21 protein-coding genes and 1 pseudogene are annotated in these 18,640 nt (G+C 64.7%); 10 read left to right on the top strand and 12 right to left on the bottom strand.

All coding sequences use genetic code 11. From position 1 onward, the window contains the following. Positions 1-507: 507 nt before the first annotated feature. Positions 508-2,224: pseudogene (locus tag E8F11_RS04755) on the bottom strand (DEAD/DEAH box helicase). Positions 2,225-2,542: 318 nt separating this feature from the next. Here E8F11_RS04755 and E8F11_RS04750 point away from each other — a divergent pair. Further along, positions 2,543-3,334, top strand: a complete 792-nt coding sequence (locus E8F11_RS04750; RefSeq protein WP_280287662.1) for a crotonase/enoyl-CoA hydratase family protein — start codon at positions 2,543-2,545, stop codon at positions 3,332-3,334. Positions 3,335-3,475: 141 nt separating this feature from the next. Here the strand turns inward: E8F11_RS04750 and E8F11_RS04745 are convergent, their stop codons facing one another. Next, positions 3,476-4,222 (bottom strand): spermidine synthase, encoded by a 747-nt coding sequence (locus E8F11_RS04745; protein WP_280287660.1) that lies wholly within the window; start codon positions 4,220-4,222, stop codon positions 3,476-3,478. A gap of 281 nt (positions 4,223-4,503) precedes the next feature. Here E8F11_RS04745 and E8F11_RS04740 point away from each other — a divergent pair, with 281 nt between their 5' ends. Further along, entirely contained in the window at positions 4,504-5,853 is a 1,350-nt protein-coding gene (locus E8F11_RS04740) for a 3-deoxy-7-phosphoheptulonate synthase class II (RefSeq protein WP_280287659.1), read from the top strand. A gap of 287 nt (positions 5,854-6,140) precedes the next feature. Here the strand turns inward: E8F11_RS04740 and E8F11_RS04735 are convergent, their stop codons facing one another. The 3 genes from E8F11_RS04735 to E8F11_RS04725 all read right to left on the bottom strand — a co-directional run bounded on the left by E8F11_RS04735 (position 6,141) and on the right by E8F11_RS04725 (position 8,205). Continuing rightward, complete coding sequence (locus E8F11_RS04735; RefSeq protein ID WP_280287658.1) at positions 6,141-7,346, bottom strand: winged helix-turn-helix domain-containing protein; 1,206 nt, start codon at positions 7,344-7,346, stop codon at positions 6,141-6,143. A gap of 40 nt (positions 7,347-7,386) precedes the next feature. Further along, complete coding sequence (locus E8F11_RS04730) at positions 7,387-7,887, bottom strand: DUF3291 domain-containing protein (protein WP_280287657.1); 501 nt, start codon at positions 7,885-7,887, stop codon at positions 7,387-7,389. A gap of 78 nt (positions 7,888-7,965) precedes the next feature. Next, a complete protein-coding gene (locus E8F11_RS04725) occupies positions 7,966-8,205 on the bottom strand; it encodes a DUF1127 domain-containing protein (protein WP_280287656.1) in 240 nt (79 codons plus the stop codon). A 97-nt stretch (positions 8,206-8,302) separates the two neighbouring features. On the opposite strand from E8F11_RS04725, the gene E8F11_RS04720 reads away from it, so the two are divergent. Further along, positions 8,303-9,154, top strand: coding sequence for a LysR family transcriptional regulator (locus E8F11_RS04720; RefSeq protein WP_280287655.1), 852 nt, complete (start codon positions 8,303-8,305; stop codon positions 9,152-9,154). A 109-nt stretch (positions 9,155-9,263) separates the two neighbouring features. On the opposite strand, the gene E8F11_RS04715 is transcribed toward E8F11_RS04720, so the two are convergent. Next, positions 9,264-10,016, bottom strand: coding sequence for a sulfite exporter TauE/SafE family protein (locus E8F11_RS04715; protein ID WP_280287654.1), 753 nt, complete (start codon positions 10,014-10,016; stop codon positions 9,264-9,266). Between the two features lie 101 nt (positions 10,017-10,117). Here E8F11_RS04715 and E8F11_RS04710 point away from each other — a divergent pair, with 101 nt between their 5' ends. Next, entirely contained in the window at positions 10,118-11,071 is a 954-nt protein-coding gene (locus E8F11_RS04710) for a LysR family transcriptional regulator (protein WP_280287653.1), read from the top strand. On the opposite strand, the gene E8F11_RS04705 is transcribed toward E8F11_RS04710, so the two are convergent. After that, positions 11,072-11,581 (bottom strand): RDD family protein, encoded by a 510-nt coding sequence (locus E8F11_RS04705; RefSeq protein ID WP_280287651.1) that lies wholly within the window; start codon positions 11,579-11,581, stop codon positions 11,072-11,074. A gap of 148 nt (positions 11,582-11,729) precedes the next feature. On the opposite strand from E8F11_RS04705, the gene E8F11_RS04700 reads away from it, so the two are divergent. Together E8F11_RS04700 and E8F11_RS04695 are read left to right on the top strand one after the other, a co-directional pair. Further along, complete coding sequence (locus E8F11_RS04700; RefSeq protein ID WP_280287650.1) at positions 11,730-12,176, top strand: MarR family transcriptional regulator; 447 nt, start codon at positions 11,730-11,732, stop codon at positions 12,174-12,176. A 151-nt stretch (positions 12,177-12,327) separates the two neighbouring features. Further along, positions 12,328-13,347, top strand: a complete 1,020-nt coding sequence (locus tag E8F11_RS04695) for an alpha/beta hydrolase (protein WP_280287649.1) — start codon at positions 12,328-12,330, stop codon at positions 13,345-13,347. A gap of 60 nt (positions 13,348-13,407) precedes the next feature. On the opposite strand, the gene efp is transcribed toward E8F11_RS04695, so the two are convergent. The 3 genes from efp to E8F11_RS04680 form a co-directional block, all read right to left on the bottom strand. Beyond that, positions 13,408-13,974, bottom strand: a complete 567-nt coding sequence (gene efp / locus E8F11_RS04690; protein ID WP_077523113.1) for an elongation factor P — start codon at positions 13,972-13,974, stop codon at positions 13,408-13,410. 43 nt (positions 13,975-14,017) lie between these two features. Next, positions 14,018-15,151 (bottom strand): elongation factor P maturation arginine rhamnosyltransferase EarP, encoded by a 1,134-nt coding sequence (gene earP / locus E8F11_RS04685; protein WP_280287664.1) that lies wholly within the window; start codon positions 15,149-15,151, stop codon positions 14,018-14,020. A 117-nt stretch (positions 15,152-15,268) separates the two neighbouring features. Continuing rightward, the gene (locus E8F11_RS04680; protein ID WP_280287648.1) at positions 15,269-15,478 is read right to left on the bottom strand and encodes a hypothetical protein; all 210 of its coding nucleotides are present in this window, start codon (positions 15,476-15,478) and stop codon (positions 15,269-15,271) included. Positions 15,479-15,962: 484 nt separating this feature from the next. Between E8F11_RS04680 and E8F11_RS04675 the strand changes: the two genes are divergently transcribed. The 3 genes from E8F11_RS04675 to E8F11_RS04665 all read left to right on the top strand — a co-directional run bounded on the left by E8F11_RS04675 (position 15,963) and on the right by E8F11_RS04665 (position 17,372). Continuing rightward, positions 15,963-16,337 (top strand): helix-turn-helix transcriptional regulator, encoded by a 375-nt coding sequence (locus E8F11_RS04675; RefSeq protein ID WP_280287647.1) that lies wholly within the window; start codon positions 15,963-15,965, stop codon positions 16,335-16,337. Positions 16,338-16,419: 82 nt separating this feature from the next. Next, positions 16,420-16,602, top strand: coding sequence for a hypothetical protein (locus E8F11_RS04670; protein WP_280287646.1), 183 nt, complete (start codon positions 16,420-16,422; stop codon positions 16,600-16,602). A gap of 101 nt (positions 16,603-16,703) precedes the next feature. After that, a complete protein-coding gene (locus E8F11_RS04665; RefSeq protein ID WP_280287644.1) occupies positions 16,704-17,372 on the top strand; it encodes a DUF882 domain-containing protein in 669 nt (222 codons plus the stop codon). Between the two features lie 2 nt (positions 17,373-17,374). Here the strand turns inward: E8F11_RS04665 and E8F11_RS04660 are convergent, their stop codons facing one another. After that, positions 17,375-17,578 carry a hypothetical protein gene (locus E8F11_RS04660; protein ID WP_280287643.1) on the bottom strand — a complete coding sequence of 68 codons (204 nt, stop codon included), beginning with the start codon at positions 17,576-17,578 and terminating at the stop codon, positions 17,375-17,377. Positions 17,579-17,676: 98 nt separating this feature from the next. Next, positions 17,677-17,826 carry a hypothetical protein gene (locus E8F11_RS04655; RefSeq protein ID WP_280287663.1) on the bottom strand — a complete coding sequence of 50 codons (150 nt, stop codon included), beginning with the start codon at positions 17,824-17,826 and terminating at the stop codon, positions 17,677-17,679. Positions 17,827-18,282: 456 nt separating this feature from the next. Here E8F11_RS04655 and E8F11_RS04650 point away from each other — a divergent pair, with 456 nt between their 5' ends. After that, the gene (locus E8F11_RS04650) at positions 18,283-18,417 is read left to right on the top strand and encodes a hypothetical protein (RefSeq protein ID WP_280287642.1); all 135 of its coding nucleotides are present in this window, start codon (positions 18,283-18,285) and stop codon (positions 18,415-18,417) included. Positions 18,418-18,640 lie beyond the last annotated feature (223 nt).

Genomic DNA, 18,640 nt, shown 5'->3' with positions numbered 1-18,640 from the left:
ACCGGAAGCGTTGCTTCCGAAAGCGTGCCTCTTCGCCCCAGAGGTAGAGGGGTGACTCGCGCCGGACAGGGCGCAGCAATCCTGACGCCTGGTCATTGCCTGAAGCTATGCAGAAGAGGTGGGGCGGCGACTCTGCCCCGTCAGGAGGCCGAGTGAAGCGTTGCGCAGGGGGATGAGCGGCATGGATGCCGCGAAAGGCGTGCGGGGCCATGGATGGTCCCTCACGCCGGCCCCCGGAGCAATGATGGAGCGAGGGAACCCGACGCAGTCGGGCCGGATGCAGGGGCGAGCGTTCTTGGTTACTTCTTTGGCGTTTGAAAGAAGTGACTCGCCGGGAGGCGAAACAGGGACTCGCAGCCTACTCGATAGGCAGTTTGGCTCAGGACGCTCTAGCAACACTTAATGCAGACATAGCCAATGAATTCGCCCCTGCAGTGCATCTCAGCAGCCCTTTACAGACGACCATGAAAAAGCCCCGCATTGCGGGGCTCTTTCATACCGGAATGCTTAGTCCTCGCGGTAACGGCGCAGCTTCAGCTGCTTGCCGGCGACGCGAGTGTCCTTAAGCTTGCCCAGCAGGCGGTCGAGGCCTTCTTCCGGCAGCTCGACCAGGCTGAAGGTTTCGCGGATCTGGATGCGCCCGATGGCCTCGCGAGCGATACCGCCCTCATTGAGGATGGCGCCCAGCAGGTTCTTCGCGGCGATGCCGTCGCGGGTCCCCAGGGCAGTACGGCAACGCACGCGGCCTTCGGCCAGCGGCATCGGTGCACGACGCTCACGGTATTCACCACGCTCGCCACCTTCACGCTCGCGGCGCTCGCGGGGCTGGGCGCTCGGCACCAGAGGCTGCTCGCGCTCGACGTCAGCAAGGTTCAGTGCCTGGGCATTGGTGGCCTTGCGCAGCAGCGCTGCGGCCAGGGCACGCGGGCTGCAACCGATATCGGCGATCAGGCGGTCAAGCAGTTCGCCGTGGCTGGCTTCAGCGTCGGCCACCAGCGGGGTGAGGCTGGCGGTGAGCTTCTTGATGCGCGCGTCCAGCACCTGCTGGGCATTGGGCAGACGCACCTCAGCCACTTTCTGGCCGGTAACGCGCTCGATCACCTGCAGCATGCGGCGCTCGCGCGGAGTCACCAGCAGCAGGGCGCGGCCGTCGCGGCCGGCACGGCCGGTACGGCCGATGCGGTGCACGTAGGATTCCGGGTCGTACGGCATATCCACGTTGAACACGTGGGTGATGCGCGGTACGTCGATACCACGAGCGGCGACGTCGGTGGCGACCACGATGTCCAGGCGGCCGTCCTTCAGCGACTCGATCACTCGCTCGCGCTGGTTCTGGGCGATGTCACCGTTCAGCGCAGCGGCCTTGTAGCCCTTGGCTTCCAGGGCGCTGGCCAGGTCCAGGGTGGCCTGCTTGGTGCGCACGAAGGCGATCAGCGCGTCGAATTCCTCGACTTCCAGCAGGCGCAGCACGGCACCGGTCTTCTGGTCGGCGTGGACCATCAGGTGGGCCTGCTCGATGCGCGCGACGGTCTGGGTCTTGGCAGCGATCTTGACGTGCTGCGGGTTCCGCAGGTGGCGCTCGGCGATCGAACGGATCGACGGCGGCAGGGTAGCGGAGAACAGCACGCTCTGACGGCTCTCCGGAAGGGCTTCGAAGATCACTTCGAGGTCGTCCATGAAGCCGAGCTTGAGCATCTCGTCCGCCTCGTCCAGCACCAGTTGCTGCACGGTGGCGAGGACCTTGTCGTCACGACGCAGGTGGTCGCAGAGACGGCCGGGGGTGGCCACGATGACCTGGGCGCCCTGGCGCAGGGCCTTGAGCTGCGGACCCATGGGCGCGCCGCCGTAGACGGCGACCACGTTCAGGCCGGGCATCTGCTTGGCGTAGGTTTCGAAGGCGGTGGCGACTTGCAGTGCGAGCTCGCGGGTCGGTGCCAGGATCAGCGCCTGCGGCTCTCGTTTGGCCGGATCGATGCGCGACAGGATCGGCAGCGCGAAGGCTGCAGTCTTGCCGGTGCCGGTCTGGGCCTGGCCAATCATGTCGTGGCCGGCGAGGATCACCGGAATCGATTGGGCCTGGATGGGGGACGGCTCTTCATAGCCGACCGCCGTAATGGCGGCCAGAATATTGGGATGAAGGCCGAGCGCGGCGAAGGTGCCGAGTTCCTGGGTCATGGGTCTGCCTCAATGTGCATCCGCAAAGACCCTTGTTCCATGGCTGCACATGCCGTGAAGGACCTTTTGGGTCACCCTGGCAGCCTGGTAGAGAATTTGCGAGAACGCTTTTTTGGAATGGATGAATCGTCAAGGGTAGTCCGCACGGCGGACTTGCAGCCGAAGGCAAAGTGCCTCGGGATAAACGCAGTACTTGAACGGGGCCGAAGATTGGCCGGCGCGCATAATACAGGAAAATTCTTCCCGGCGTGCAGGTTTTTCCGTAGCCACTGTTCGACTCTGCCGGACGGTGTCCGGTAATGGACAAGGCCCCGGCGCGGGTCTATATCCCACCTGCCCACTCGCCATTCCCACGAGGAAAGCCCCTATGTCCCTCAGCTCCACAGGCTGCGTCAGCCGCGAAAAACGCGGCCATATCATGCTGATCGGCCTTGACCGTACACCCAAGCGCAACGCTTTCGACCAGGCCATGCTGGACGACCTGGTGCTGGCCCTCGGTGAGTACGAACGGGACGACAACGTTCGCTGCGCGCTGGTCTTCGCCCATGGCGAGCATTTCACCGCGGGGCTGGACCTGGCCAGCGTTGGCGACACCTTCAAGCAAGGCTGGAAGTTGCCATCAGGCGCCATCGACCCCTGGGGCACTTTCGGCGGCAACCGTCTGACCAAGCCGCTGATAGTCGCAGTGCACGGCTACTGCTACACCATTGGCATCGAGCTGATGCTGGCGGCGGACATCAACCTCTGCGCCAGCAATACCCGCTTCGCCCAGATGGAAATACAACGCGGCATCTTCCCCTTCGCCGGGGCCACGCTGCGACTGCACCAGGTGGCGGGCTGGGGCAACGCCATGCGCTGGCTGCTCACCGGGGATGAATTCGACGCCCATGAGGCCTACCGGCTGGGCTTGGTCCAGGAAGTGCTGGCCAGCGAAGACCTGATGCCACGCGCCATATGGCTGGCCGAACGAGTGGCGGCCCAGGCGCCGCTGGGCGTGAAGGCCACCCTGGCGTCGGCCCGCCAGACGCTGGATCAGGGGGAAAGGGTTGCAGCGGCGGCCCTACAACCGGTAGCCCAACGACTGCTGGGCACGGAGGACGCGGCGGAAGGGTTGCGGGCAATGCAGGAAAGGCGGGAGGGACATTTCAAGGGCAGATAACCGCCCTTCTCCTGTGGGGGCGAATTCATTCGCTATGCAGACCGCAGGTCTGCTCCTCAAGGTCGAAGGGGCTGCCCTGCAGCCCTCAGCGAATGAATTCGCCCCCACAAGGCATGTTCCTCCCACTTTCGTACCGACGGTCTAACTCGCCTCCCGCACCACATCCAGCAGCGACTGCAGCGAATAACCCAGGCTTGGCGCCAGGGCATCAGCCTTGGCCTTCAGCGCCTCCCGATCCAGTTGCTGGTCGAGGTTGGCGGGCACGAAGAGGATGACGTTGCCCTCCTTCACCGGACATTCCCAGTAGTGCCGGTGGAAGAGCCCGCGCAACAGCGCAGCGCCCAGCGGTTTTCCGTCGTCCGTCGCCCACTGGTTGATCACCAGCCAGCCGCCGGGGCTGAGGCGCTTCTGACAGGCGCCGAGGAAATTCCAGGCCAGGTGGCCGACGCCCGGCCCGTGGTCGGTATAGAGGTCGACGAAAATCAGGTCCGCCGGCTCGGCACTGTCCAGCAGCTCCACGGCATCCCCGATGCGCACGTAGAGGCGCGGGTCGTCGCTGAGGCCAAGGTATTCCATGGCCAGGCGCGGCACGTCCGGGCGCAGCTCGATCACCTCGACATCTTCCAGCGGCAGGAACTTCAGGCAGGCCTGGGTCAGGGTGCCGGCGCCAAGTCCCAGGAACAGCGCGTTCTCCGGCGCCTCGTGGCAGAGCGCACCCAGCAGCATGGCGCGGGTGTAGTCGTACTCCAGCCAGGCGGGATCGGCGCTGAACACGCAGCTCTGCTCCACCGCCTCGCCGAACTCGAGGATGCGGTAGGGGCCGACCTCGTAGACCCGGATCACGCCGAAATCATCATGCACTTCCGCGAGCAGGCGCTCCTCGGACATCACGTCTCCACCCATTCGATGCCGATGCGTAATGCTGCGCATCAGCCCGGCGCCACAGCGGCGCCAATTGCCATTGAAGCCGGGGCCCGTGCTCCCGGCATGATCTCAAGTCTTCGCCGCCTGGCGAAAACCGCACAAGGATAACAGCGCGGGGGCGCAACCCGTCAGGTACGCCATCAGCGACGCCGGTGTCTACGGTCGCACCTTCTCCGCCTAGCGCCGCCTCCGGGCCTTTCGGTTACCATGGCATATCTACCGCAAGCAGCCGTATCGAGACCCTGATGAGCAGCCCAGAATGGAGCCCAGAAAGCTGGAGGGACAAACCCATCCAGCAACAGCCCGAGTACCCGGACGCCGCCAAACTGGCGCATGTCGAGCAGACCCTGGCGAGCTACCCGCCGCTGGTGTTCGCCGGCGAGGCGCGCGAGTTGCGCCGCCAGTTCGCCGAGGTCACCGAGGGCCGCGCCTTCCTGCTCCAGGGTGGTGATTGCGCGGAAAGCTTCGTCGAATTCTCCGCCGCGAAGATCCGCGACACCTTCAAGGTGCTGCTGCAGATGGCCATCGTCATGACCTTCGCCGCCGGCTGCCCGGTGGTGAAGGTCGGCCGCATGGCCGGCCAGTTCGCCAAACCGCGCTCCTCCGGCAGCGAGACCCAGGGCGACGTCACCCTGCCCGCCTACCGTGGTGACATCGTCAATGGCATCGGCTTCGACGCCGCCAGCCGCGTGCCCGACCCGGAGCGCCTGCTGCAGGCCTACCACCAGGCCACCGCCACCCTTAACCTGCTGCGCGCCTTTGCCCAGGGCGGATTCGCCGATGTGCACCAGGTGCATCAGTGGAACCTCGACTTCATCGCCAACTCGGCCCTGACCGAGAAGTACAGCCAGCTCGCCGGACGCATCGACGAAGCCCTGGCCTTCATGCGGGCCTGCGGCCTGGACAGCGCGCCGCAATTGCGCGAAGCCAGCTTCTTCACCGCCCATGAGGCCCTGCTGCTGAACTACGAAGAAGCCTTCGTGCGCCGCGACAGCCTCACCGGCGGCTGGTACGACTGCTCCGCCCACATGCTCTGGATCGGCGACCGCACCCGCCAGCTGGACGGCGCCCATGTGGAGTTCCTGCGCGGTGTCGGCAACCCGATCGGCGTCAAGGTGGGGCCGAGCATGGACAGCGAAGAGCTGATCCGCCTGATCGACGTCCTCAACCCGGACAACGACCCCGGTCGCTTGAACCTGATCGTGCGCATGGGCGCCGAGAAGGTCGGCGAGCATCTGCCGCGCCTGATCCGCACCGTGCAAGGTGAAGGCCGCAAAGTGCTGTGGAGTTCCGACCCCATGCACGGCAACACCATCAAGGCTTCCAGCGGCTACAAGACCCGCGACTTCGCCAGCATCCTCGGCGAAGTGAAGCAGTTCTTCGATGTGCACCAGGCCGAAGGCAGCCACGCCGGCGGCATCCATATCGAGATGACCGGGCAGAACGTCACCGAATGCATCGGCGGCGCCCGCCCCATTACCGAAGATGCTCTCTCCGATCGCTACCACACCCACTGCGACCCGCGCCTGAATGCCGACCAGTCCCTGGAACTGGCGTTCCTGATTGCCGAGACCTTGAAGCAGATCCGTCGCTGATCTGCCCTCGGCGAATACCCTGCAGGAGCGAAATCATTCGAGATTGCAGGACGCAGTCCTGCCGTAGGTTGGCGCTGAGCCTGCGAAGCCCAACGAAGCCATGCATCGGCATCGCACGTTGGGCCTCGCGGAACTCGGCCTAACCTACGACGCCCGGCCCACCCTCGGTTTACTCCTGTGGGGGCGAATTCATTCGCTGAGCAGGACCCAGTCCTGCAATGGATTGGCTCCCAGCTCGGAGACAATTGCTGGGCTTCGCTTAGCTCAGCCACAACCTACGACGCATCTCAGGTCAGACACGCCTGCAAGCGCACCGTCCCCGGCCGGCGGCAGGTCACCGCCACCTCCCCAAGGCCCAGCCAGCCCGCCATGCTGCGCAGGTTGTCCGCCAGCGCCTGCATGCCGGCTTCGCCCAGGCCGTGCTCTTCCTCGTGCAGGGCATGCACCGCCAGGCGGTCCTGGGCCCGTTCTGCGCGCAGGTCGACCCGTGCCGCCAGGCGCTCGTCGTGGAGGAATGGCAGCACGTAGTAGCCGTACTGGCGCTTGTGCTGGGGCGTATAGATTTCCAGGCGGTAGTGGAAGTCGAACAGGCGCTCGGTGCGCGCCCGTTCCCAGATCAGCGAATCGAAAGGCGAGAGCAAGGCGCTCGCCTTGATCTTGCGCGGTACGCTGGGATCGCCCAGGCAGTAGGCGGGCTGCTTCCAGCCGTCCACCTGCACCTGCTGCAGGGCGCCCGCCTCCACCAGTTCGGCCAGGCGCGCCTGGCTGTCGGTGGTTTCCAGCCGGTAGTAGTCACGCAGGTCGCGCTCGGTGGCCACGCCCAGGGCGACGGCGGCACGCAACAGCAATTGGCGCTGGGCATCGGCCTCGGGCAGTTCGGGCTGGTTCAGCAGGTCGGCAGGGATGACTCGCTCCGGCAGGTCGTACAGACGCTCGAAACCCCGACGCCCGGCCACCGTCACCTCACCGGCGGCGAACAGCCATTCCAGGGCGTGCTTTTCCGCGCTCCAGTCCCACCAGGGCCCGGCCCGCTCGGCTCGGCTACTCAGCGCGCCCGCGCCGAGGGCACCCTGCTCGCGAACCGACTCCAGCACCCGCTGGATCACCTCGCGCTGCTCGAAGCCGAAACGCGCCAGTTGCTGATAGATCCCCTGGCCATTGGCGGCCCGGCGCATGCGCCAGCGCAGCAGCGGATAGAGCTCCAGCGGCAGCAGCGAAGCCTCATGGCCCCAGTACTCGAACAATGCCCGGCGTCGGGGCTTGCCCCAGGCCAGGTCATCCAGCAGTTCGCGGTCGTAGTGGCCGAGACGGGAGAAAGCCGGCAGGTAGTGGGAACGCACCAGGGCGTTCACCGAGTCGATCTGCACCACGCCGAGCGCCTCCAGCTGCGCCAGCAACTGCCGATGGCGGATGGTGCCCCGCGGCGCACGGGCGAAGCCCTGGGCAGACAGGGCCAGGCGGCGGGCTTCGGATAGGGAAAGGGACTGCGTCATGGGCTCCATGCCAGCAAGGGGATGACGCTTCACAGTAGCATCAGCCCGCCTGGCTTTCTCGCTCCAGCTCGAAGGGGGCGAAAGGCACGGACTGGTCCGGCGCCAGGAAGGTCTGGCGGAAGGTGAAGGCCTCCGGCGTGGGCCCCGCTTCGTGCAAGCGGGCCAGGCGCGCCGCGGCTTCCTGGACGTCCGGCCGATGTCCCTTGGGGACCCACCAAAGCACCTGGTGCACGCCGGACATGCGCTCGAACCACTCCTTGCGCCGGCGCAGCATCTCGACATGGGCGGAGTGGTAGACGAAATCGCTGAGGCTGGACACGTCGCGCCAGACCGAGAGGTTGACCAGCACCTCGGGGCCGAAGGGGCGGATGGCGGTGGCGTCGCCCTCCTCGTCCTGCAGGCGCCAGACGAAGCCCGGCGCACTGTCGGCCAAGGCATTGACCGGCGCCAGGTTGGCGACGAAGTCGGCCATGCCCGGGGAATCCAGGGGCGCCTTCATCGAGGCGATATTCAGTTGAGCCAGTTCATGGGTGTTCGACATGGTTCGTTTCCTGTGGGTCCATCCATCGAAGGTGGCGGCCCGCCCTTCGCTTCACCGGTGGCGGGCCGCACTGCTGCTTCATTTTTTTAGCGGGTCTTGCCAGAAGTGACGCTCGCTTTCTTCCATCACGTCGGCACGGGACAAGCCTATGTCCTTCAGCAACTCATCGCTCATGCGTGCCAGCTGGTCACGCTCATGGGCCAGTTGATACCAGCGCTTCAGCTGATGCAGCAGGCTGCCGAACCAGTTTTCCTGATGAGGCAGCGAAGGAAAATGAGCCTGGTGCAAAGTGCCGATAAAACCACGTTGACCTTTCATCACATCGCCCTCCGTGTGGGGATGGCGCCAGTTTCCGACCAGGACTAAGATCAATCCAACGAATGTTTCTTATGCACTGCATCTCAGGATTTGATGAATGAGCTACCCAGCCATCGATACCGAACTGCTGCGCACCTTCGTCGCCATCGCCGACAACGGCGGCTTCACCCGCGCAGCGGAAGTGGTCAACCGCACCCAGTCGGCGGTCAGCATGCAGATGAAGCGGCTGGAGGAGGACGTGCTGCAGCGCGCGGTGTTCGAGCGCGACGGCCGCCAGGTCAGGCTCACCGCCGAAGGGCAGATCCTGCTGGGCTATGCCCGCCGCATCCTCAAGCTGCACGGCGAAGTGATGAACACCCTGCGCCAGCCGCACATGGTGGGTTCGGTGCGCATCGGCACGCCGGACGACTACGTGATGCGCTTCCTGCCAGGCATCCTCTCGCGCTTCGCCCAGTCCTTTCCGCTGGTGCAAGTGGAAGTGCACTGCGACTCCAGCGCTCAGCTTCTGCAGCGCCAGGACCTTGACCTCACCATAGTCACCCGCAAGCCGGGCGACGACATTGGCCAGTTGGTACGCCAGGAACGCATCGTCTGGGCCGAGGCCATTGGCTTCAGCCCCCACGAGCAGACTTCCCTGCCGCTGGCCATGTTCAACGGCGAATGCTTCTGCCGCGCCTGGGCCTGCAACGCCCTGGATGCCATCGGCCGCGAATACCGACTTGCCTACACCAGCCCCAGCCTGTCGGCGCTCATGGCGGTGGTCAGCGCCGGCCTCGCGGTGACCGCCCAGCTGCAGAGCCTCATAACCCCCGACATGCGCATCCTCGGCGAGGCCGAAGGCATGCCGCAGCTGCCGCTGTGCAACATCATGCTGCTACGCAACGAGCACACGCAGTCACCGGTGACCGAGACCCTGGCCGAGCACATAGTCGAAGGCTTCCGCACCTGACGCATCGATGGTGGATCGGTGAAGCGTGATCCACCCTACAAGTGCAGGTTCTTCGTAGGGTGGAAATCCGCGTGGCGGATTTCCACCATCACGGCCGGGCCTCGATCCCTCACTTGATCCCCAGCAGCACGGCGCAGACCAACAGGAAGGCGCAGAACAACGAGCGCAGCACCCGTTCCGGCAGCGCGTGGGCCAGACGCACGCCCCAGCTGATGCTGAGCAGTCCACCCGCCGCCAGGGGCAGGCCCATGGCCCAGCTCACATGATCATGCAGGCCGTAGGTGGCCAGGGTCACCGCCGTGCTCGGCGCCGCCAGCGCCAGGGACAAGCCCTGGGCCATCACCTGGGTGGTGCCGAATACGCTGGTCAGCACCGGCGTGGCAATCACCGCTCCGCCGACGCCGAACAGGCCGCCCGCCGCCCCCGCCACGCCACCGAGCGCCCCCAGCCAGGGCCAGGGCTGGCGCAGCTCGCTGCTGGCCTCGACCTTGGCCATGAACATCCGCGCAAAGTTGTAGGCGGCCAGCGCCAGGAGAAAGCCGATGAAGGCCAGGCGCATGCTCGTCGCGTCCACGTTCACCGCGTAAAGCGAGGCCAGCCAGGCGAAGCCGAAGCTGGTGGCCGCGAGCAGCGTCGCATAGCGCGGATCGATGCGATTGCGCTGGTGGTAGCGCCAGAGCGCCAGCAGCACATTGGGCACCACCATCACCAGGGCCGTGCCCTGGGCCAGTTGCTGGTCGAGACCGAAGAGCACCCCCAGCGCCGGGATGGCGATCAGGCCGCCACCAATACCGAAGAGTCCGCCCAGGGTGCCGAGCAGTGCGCCAAGCAGCAGATTCAATAGCAGAGCCAGCAAGTCCATAACGCCTCCAATCAGATGGAGCGGATGCTACGCCGGCGTGGTTGGCGCGGAAACGCACAGCGGCGCACAATGGCTTTGCGAATTACGCATAGGCAACGCAGATGAACCCCGACGCCCTCACCGAACAACTGGCCCTTTTCCTCGACGTCCTGGATGCCGGCAGCTTCTCCGCCGCCGCGCGCCGCCATCCCCTCACCCCCTCGGCCGTGGCCCGACGCATCGACGCCCTGGAGCGCGCCTTGGGCAGCAGCCTGTTCGTGCGCAGCACCCACGCGGTGAAGGCGACCCCCGCCGGCCTCGCCTTTGCCGAGCGGGCAAAACGGGTGCTGGCGGAACTGCGCCTGGCCCGCGCCGAGGCGGTGTCCCTGAGCAGCGCCCCGGAAGGCCTGATCCGCATCGACGCCCCGGCGCCCTTCGGCCGCCGTCATCTGGCGCCGGCGATTGCCGAGTTCCTGGTGACCTACCCCGGCCTCGACGTGCAGCTGCGGCTGATCGACAGCTTCGTCGACATGCAGGGCGAGAACCTGGGCCAGGTCGACCTGGTGCTGCGCATCGGCCCGCTGGCCGATACCCGCCTGGTGGCCACGCCGCTGTCGTCCCTGGTGCGGGTGCTCTGCGCCAGCCCCGAATACCTGCGTCGCCGCGGCATTCCCCGCGACGTACGCGAGCTGCCCGAACACGACGGCCTGGACTGGGACGCCCTGGCGCCACCCTATGCCTGGCGCTTCGAGGTGGACGGCAAGTTGCAGCTGATCCGCCCGGGGCGCATGCGGATGACCGCGAACAATGCCGAGACCCTGCTGTTCAGCGCCATGGCGGGGCTCGGCATCGCCCACCTGCCGACCTGGCTGATCAGCGAGTACCTGGTGCGCGGGGAACTGGTGCCGCTGTTCTGCGAGGACGGCCTGCCGCCGCCCGAGCCGAGCGGCATCTATGCCCTGCGCCTGGAAGGAGAAGCCAGCTCGCGCAGCCGGCTGCTGCTGGAGTTCCTGAAGAACCGCTTCGGCCCGGTGCCGCCCTGGGACCTCGCCCTGGGCGGCCTGGGCCGGGCCTGATCAGCCCGGCAGCTGCACGACGCGGGTGCCCGCCAGTTGGTCGTGCAGGCAACGACGGTCGGCGCGGAAGATGAACAGGTAGTCCACCAGCACCACCAGCATCCCCACCACCGGGATATAGGCCAGCAGCCACCAGACCAGGTAACGCTTGAGCAGCAGGTTGCCCAGTTCGGGCACCTTGCCGTTCAGGTCGACTATGGCGATCTTCAGCAGCCGCTTGCCGAGGGTCTGCCCGTAGTTCTTGAGGAAGTGGCCGTTGACCAGGAGGAAGGCCGCCACGCCTACCACCAGGCTCAGCAGCTGCTGGCCCAGGCTCGGCTCGATACCCTGCTGGGCAGCGGCGAAGGCACCGGAGAAATAGGCCACCGGCACGGTCGCCAGGCTCATGATCAGGCCGTCAATCAGCGCCGCGCCAAGACGGGTCCAACGGGAGGCGAGCAGCGGTTCGGCGGCACTGTTGAGCGTGAGTTCCGCCTGGGGGGCCTGATAGGGATTATCCAGGTTGTCCATGTTGCACTCCTTGCAGTGATTGACTGGGCAATTGTGGCCCGTGGCCAAGGCAACGCAAGGCGTCCAGCGAGCTGATGGACAGAAAGAATTTTGCCCACGAAAGGCTTGCGCGCTAAATTGGTCGCCATCACTGCCCAGGAGGCCAATCATGTCCATCACCCCCTGCAAGGAACTGCTGCTCGACAACCAGCTCTGCTTCGCCCTCTACTCCACGTCCCTGCTGATGACCAAGGTCTACAAGCCGCTGCTCCAGGAGCTGGGCCTGACCTACCCGCAGTACCTCGCCATGATGGTGCTCTGGGAAAGCGACAGCATCACCGTGGGCGAAATCAGCAACCGCCTGCTCACCGACCCCGGCTCCCTCACACCGCTGCTCAAGCGCCTCGAAGCCGAGGGGTTTATCACGCGCACCCGCAGCAGCAAGGACGAGCGCGTGGTGGAGTTGCGGCTCACCGAACAGGGCCGTGCCCTGCACGAGAAGGCCAAGGCCGTGCCCGCCTGCATCCTCGCCGCCACCGAGCGCACCATCGAGCAGCTGGACAGTCTCAAGGACGAGCTGGTGTCGCTGCGCGGGAGCCTGGGAAAGGCCGTCTGACGGCCTTATTCCTGCGTCAATCAGACGTTATTCCAAAGTCTTCCAATAAATATCTTGCGCGCTAAATAAATCACGATTAACTTCCGCATCACGCACTTACTTAGCGCGCTAACTTTTAGACATCAAATCAATCCAGATAGAGGAAGACGCCATGAAACCGATCAGCACTTTCGTCGCCGGCAGCCTGCTCGCCCTGTCCGTCAGCCACGCCTTTGCCGCGGGCAGCCCAGGCGTGGAGCACAGCACCCAGGCCTTCCTCGAAGCGCTCGCCGCGGGTGGCGGCAAGCCTCTGGAAACCCTGACACCCAAGGATGCCCGTGCCGTGCTGGCCGGTGCCCAGGCCGGCGTGAAGCTGGAACTGCCGAAGGCCGATGTCAGCCAGAAGACCATCGAGGCGAGCGGCCAGCAGATCGACCTGACCATCGTCCGTCCCGCTGGGGTCAAGGGCACGCTGCCGGTCTTCATGTTCTTCCACGGTGGCGGCTGGGTGCTGGGCGACTATCCGACCCACGAGCGGCTGATCCGCGACCTGGTGGCGAACTCCGGCGCCGTGGCGGTGTACGTCAACTACACGCCCTCTCCCGAGGCCAAGTACCCGACCGCCATCAACCAGGCCTATGCGGCGACCCAGTGGGTGGCCGAGCACGGCAAGGAGATCGGCGTGGATGGCAGCCGCCTGGCAGTGGCCGGCAATAGCGTTGGCGGCAATATGGCCGCGGTGGTCAGCCTGATGGCCAAGGACAAGGGCACGCCGAAGATCCGTTTCCAGGCCCTGCTATGGCCGGTGACCGACGCCAACTTCAACAACGCGTCCTACAACCAGTTCGCCGACGGCCACTTCCTCAGCAAGAGCCTGATGCAATGGTTCTGGAACAACTACACCACCGACCCGCGCCAGCGCGCCGAGATCTACGCCTCGCCGCTGCAGGCCTCGGTGGAACAACTGAAAGGGCTGCCGCCGGCCCTGGTGCAGACCGCGGAGTTCGACGTGCTGCGTGACGAAGGCGAAGCCTACGCCCGCAAGCTGGATGCCGCCGGCGTCGAGGTCACCTCAGTGCGTTACAACGGGATGATCCACGACTTCGGCCTGCTCAATGTGCTGGCCAAGGTCCCGGGCACTCGCGCCGCGATGCAACAGGCCGGCGAAGCGTTGAAGGAGCACCTGAAGTAAGGGCTGCGGAAACGAAAAAGCCCGGCATCAGCCGGGCTTTTTCTTGTCTCGCTAGAAGGCTCAGGCCTTGACGCGGGACTTGTACTCGCCGGTACGGGTGTCGATCTCGATGGAGTCACCGATTTCGCAGAAGGCGGAAACCTGCAGCTCGGCACCGTTGTTCAGGCGGGCGGTCTTCATCACCTTGCCGGAGGTGTCGCCACGGACGGACGGCTCGGTATAAGCGATCTGGCGAACGATGGTGGTCGGCAGTTCGACGGAGATCACGCGGTCGTTGTAGAACACGGCTTCGCAGACGTCGGTCATGCCGTCTTCGATGAAGGTCAGCACGCCTTCCAGGTCGGCCTTTTCGATCTCGTACTGGTTGAACTCGGTGTCCATGAACACGTACAGCGGATCGGCGAAGTAGGAGTAGGTCACTTCCTTACGTTCGAGGATGATCGGTTCCAGCTTGTCGTCGGCCTTGAACACGGTCTCGGTGCCGGCGCCGGTCAGCAGGTTCTTCAGCTTCATCTTGACGACTGCGCTGTTACGGCCGGACTTGTTGAACTCGGCCTTTTGGATGACCCAGGGAGCGCCATTGATGTTGGCGACTTGGCCGGCGCGGAACTCTTGAGCGGTTTTCATACGAATATCCGATGTGGATGAGTGACAAAAAACAGGCCGCATATCATAGCGAATTTGTACAAAACTGCACCAGACCCGTCGCGAGGTCGGTACGTGCGGCCTGCAACTGGCTCCAGCGCTCGGCGTGGCGCCGGATCTCCGGCCACTGCGCCAGCAGCGCGGACCAGGCCTCGGCCATGCCTTCGCCACGGTTCCAGGCACGCCAGCTTTCGGCCAGCGCGGTTGCTGCGGCAGGCGACAGCACACCGCAATAGAGGGCGAGGAAAGCCTCCAGCTTGTCCCAGTGGGCGCCCTCCTCCTGCTGGTAGATGTGCCAGAGCAGCGGCCGACCGGCCCACTGGGCGCGGACGAAGGAATCCTCCCCGCGAACGGCGTTGAAGTCGCAGCTCCAGAGAACTCGATCGTAGTCCTCCTGGCTGACAAAGGGCAGCACCTGGATAGCCAGGCTGCCGCGGCGGAAGTCGGAGCCCGCCGTCAGCTTCTCCTCACCCAGCCAACGGGCCAGGTCTCCCAGAACGCGACCGACCGGCACCAGCAATTGCACCGGCTGCGGACTGGCCGCCAGGGCATCCAGCCATGCGGTCAGGGCGGCATTCTCGTAGGCGAAGAGCGAGATCAGCAGTGCGCCCTCCTCCAGTTCCACGCCCAGTTCCTCGAGGAAAGAACGGCGCGCCTGCGGGTCTGCCTGAAAGGCCTGGCGCCGCTCCACCAGCGTGGATTCACGCAACAGACCGCCGGTGCCTTCGGCGAAGCCGGGGAAATAGAACACTTTCTGCAGGCCGTTGGGCTGGAAGGACGGCAGCCCGTGGCAGCCGGCCACCCAGTCCTCGGCACTGAGGTATTCCAGGTTCAGCCAGCGCGGCTTGTCGGCCCTCGCAGCCATGGCTTCCAGGTACTGGTCGGGCAGCTCGCAGGCGAACGCTTCGATCACCACGTCCGCGACCTCGACGGGCTGCCAGTCCTGGCGCCAGTGGCGGATTTCCACACCCAGTTGCCACTGGCATTCGGCCTCCGGATCGGCCTGCGGACACAGCGGCGCGAACACCGCGGGTTCATCCACCCAGAGACGCACCGCCTGCCCATGCTCGGCCACCAATTGGCGAGCCAGGCGCCAGGTGACGCCTATATCGCCAAAGTTATCGATGACGTTGCAGAAGATGTCCCACTTCACGATCAGGCTTCCCGGGGAAAGAACACAGTTTACCGGAGACGCCGGGCGCAGAAACAAAATGCCCGCCAAGAAGGCGGGCCAAGGGGAGCATGGAGCAGAAAAGGAAGAGCGGGGAAGGAAGCCTCAGGCCACCAGGGTGTCGGGACCGCGCTGGCGACGGGCCATTTCCAGCAGCCAGATCGCCTTGCTGGCGCCAGCCGCCTCGCGGGAGACGAAGGGACCGGAGCGCATCACACCGTCCACCACGACGAACCAGCAGGCCATATGGCCATCGGAACGGAGCGCCTCGGGAACCGCGGTACCAACCAGGGACATGACATCAACGTGGGACATGACCACCTCCATCGCTTTGCATGGCGCCAAGACTATGAGGGTACCCCGGCGAACAGAAATCAGTTGCCTCGATAGTGGCTATCCATTTCAGCAATTGGCCTTCCGTCGCCTTATTGGACAGCAGCGAAATGTTGCGCCTCTACAAATGGACCATGGCCATCAGCGTCAATGGCGGGGCCAACCTTGGACAGGACCATCACGTCAGCGTGGCGGCCCGGTTGCCCAAGGGCTGCAGCAATGGCAGTCCAAGCGCCAGGGCCGCCACACCGCATCACGACATGCGGGGTCGGGCGCATCGAAGCGCATCCTGCGCTTCCAGCACCCAGTTGGCGACGGATCCGTCCTGGCCATGCGGGTTTTCCTCTTTGTCCGATCCAGCTCTTTGCAATTCCTTGAATGCGACCTACCATAATCACAGTTAGTGCATTTATCAATCACGATAAGTGACACCAAGACGTTTCATTCCGTAATTAAGATTCGCGGCATGAACACGCTTGGATCGCGCATTGCGCACTACAGAAAATTGAATGGACTCTCCCAGCAGGCCCTGGCCACCAAGTGCGGATGGGAATCCCAATCCCGCATCGGCAACTACGAGAAGGACTTTCGGGAGCCCTCGTTCGACGACCTGAGGCGAATCGCCAAGGTGTTAGGGGTGACGCTCAACGACCTGCTCAATCCCGCGATGCAGATCGCCGAATCCGAAGAAGGCCAGTACACGCCCGAGGACAAGCTCAGCCCGCGCTCGCGGCAGGTGCTGGACAGCCTCACCCTGGCCGCCAGTGAGGGGCGCCTGGACGAGCAGGACCTGCTCCTGCTGCATCAGATCGCCCGCCGCCTGGAGCGAGCGGAAGACTGAAAGACAGGCCGACCCTTTCCGTGCCGCTACTGTCTCAAGGACATGGGGAACCGCACTCCCCTTGCCTCGAGAGGTACCGCCTATGCTTGCCCAAGTCGTCAAGATCGCCTTGCTGGCCGCCGTACTCGCCAGCAGCAGCGGCTGCATCATCCATCACTTCGATGACGACCACGACCGCCACGGTGGAGATTGGGACAACCACCGCGATCATGATGATCGGAATGACCGAGATGATCGGGACGGGCACCGGAAAGGCCACCGCTAAACCTTGAAAGCCCCGCTGAAGCGGGGCTTTTCATTGCCACTCCGAGAAGGCGCGTTACCGGGTGTATATTCTGGGACCCGGCCCATCGAGAGCGGTCGACCATGGCTGCTTCCACCCCAGGCATCTCCCGACGCCAAGTGCTCAAGGCCTTGGTTGCCTTCGCAGCTCTCCTGGCCACCGGCGATGCCCTGGCCAGCCGAATCGATGCGACCTTGCGGCCGCGCAACCTCCGTGCCCGGCTGCTCAACCGCGACCGTCACCTGCGCCTGGAACGCCCGGCGGCTGGGGAAATCGCCACTTTCTGCTACTTCCGCAAGGGCAAGGGCTGGGACCTCAAGGGCTACCGGCAAGGCTGCCGCATCCTGCGGGACGTAAAGTACAAGACCACGGTAAAGATCAACGTCAAGTTGCTGGACCTGCTCTTCCTGATCCAGGCCTGGCTGCGCATCAACAAACTGCCCACCCGCATCCTCATCAACAGCGGCTACCGCACTCCGCGCCATAATGCCAGCCTCGAGGGCGCGGCCAGGCAATCGCTGCACATCCGCGGGATGGCCGCGGATATCCGCATTCCCGGAGTCAGCGTCGAGCGGCTGGGCAAGCTGGTTCGCGCCATCGGCGCCGGCGGCGTGGGCTTCTACCCGTCCAAGGGTTTCATCCATGTCGACGTTGGCCGGGTCAGGACCTGGCGAGTGGCCGAACTGGTGGAGCCGGGACAGGAGGAATGGGCGCTTGCCCTGCTGGATCAGGACGAGCACCGCTTCAGCTGAGGTCAGTCCGGGTCGGCGCAATCACCGCAGACGAATTGACCCCGTCTGTCGGTCCTGTCAGTGAGCTCCCCGCAGTAATCGCACGCCCCTTCGGGCGAATCCAGCAGGTCGCCCTCCTCGTCGTCGAAGCATTCATCGTCCAGATCGTCGTCGTTGTCGAGCAGGTGGTCATGCTCGGGTTCGTGGAGGTCGAGATCTTCGTCCATTGCGAGGTGCCGGGGTTGAAGTGGAGAGGTCGCGGACTATAGCGCCGCCCGCGCGGGTCCGCCATGGATCCATGGGGTGGGAAGCGCCCGACATTGGATCAGCAGTTACCCTTCTTCGCCTGTCCCGGCGGGCAGTGATGCGGCCCATCGTCGACATCGCCGATGTCAATGGCGACACCCGGCAATCGAAGGCTGCACCCCGTGAGGAGCAGGCCGGCCAGCACAAGGACCAGAATGCGGGAAATCATCAGCATTCCCCCTTCATACGATGCCCCGGCGGACAGAATCCGCCGCCGTCATGGTAATGCCCGCCGCCCAGGTCGACCCGGACGGCATCCGCGTCGCCAATGCGGGCATGTACGCCCGGAGCACTGAAGCTACAGCCAGTCAGAGCGATTACCGCACCCAGCAACAACGCAATCATTCCTTTCATTGGGGTACTCCTCGATCGGCCGCAAACCGAAGGTTGTGGCAATCTGACGAGCCAATGCCGATACAGCCAGTCGAATATTCAGACAACTTGAACGGACCCACGTTCCTGAGCATTCCCCTGAAATCGGGTGCGACCTGCGCCCGTGACGTGCCGTCCATCGCAGGCACAATTCCACGTCCGGAAGACTGGTACCGCTGGTCTGCTGCTCAAGGACTTTCCCGCTCCGGAAGCGCCCAATGCCATCTGGGGGTCACTGGACAGGAGAACCGGCATGCTCAAGCGCCTAATCCCTCTAGCCATGCTTGCCCTGATCATTGCGATCAGCGGCTCTTCTTGTGACAACCGCGGCAGCGATGGCGGCGGTTCGCAGCAAAGCGAGCCCTCGGGCGGTAGCAGCGGATACTGACATCAGATCGACCGAAGCCCCGCCAGCGCGCGGGGCTTGTCGTTCCTGATGGCTATGTCTGCATTAAGTGTTGCTAGAACGTCCTGAGCCGAGTTGCTTATCGAGTGGGCTGCGAGTCCCTGTTTCGCCTCCCGGCGAGTTTCTTTTGGCAGTCGCCCCAAAAGAAACCAAAAAGGCTCGCCCCTGCATCCGGCCCGACTTCGTCGGGTTCCCTCGCTCCATC

The sequence above is a fragment of the Pseudomonas sp. BN417 genome (genome assembly GCF_029871205.1).
Lineage (GTDB): Bacteria > Pseudomonadota > Gammaproteobacteria > Pseudomonadales > Pseudomonadaceae > Metapseudomonas.
The sequence above is the reverse complement of the archived record's forward strand: the minus strand, read 5'-3'. Positions and strand labels throughout refer to the sequence as shown.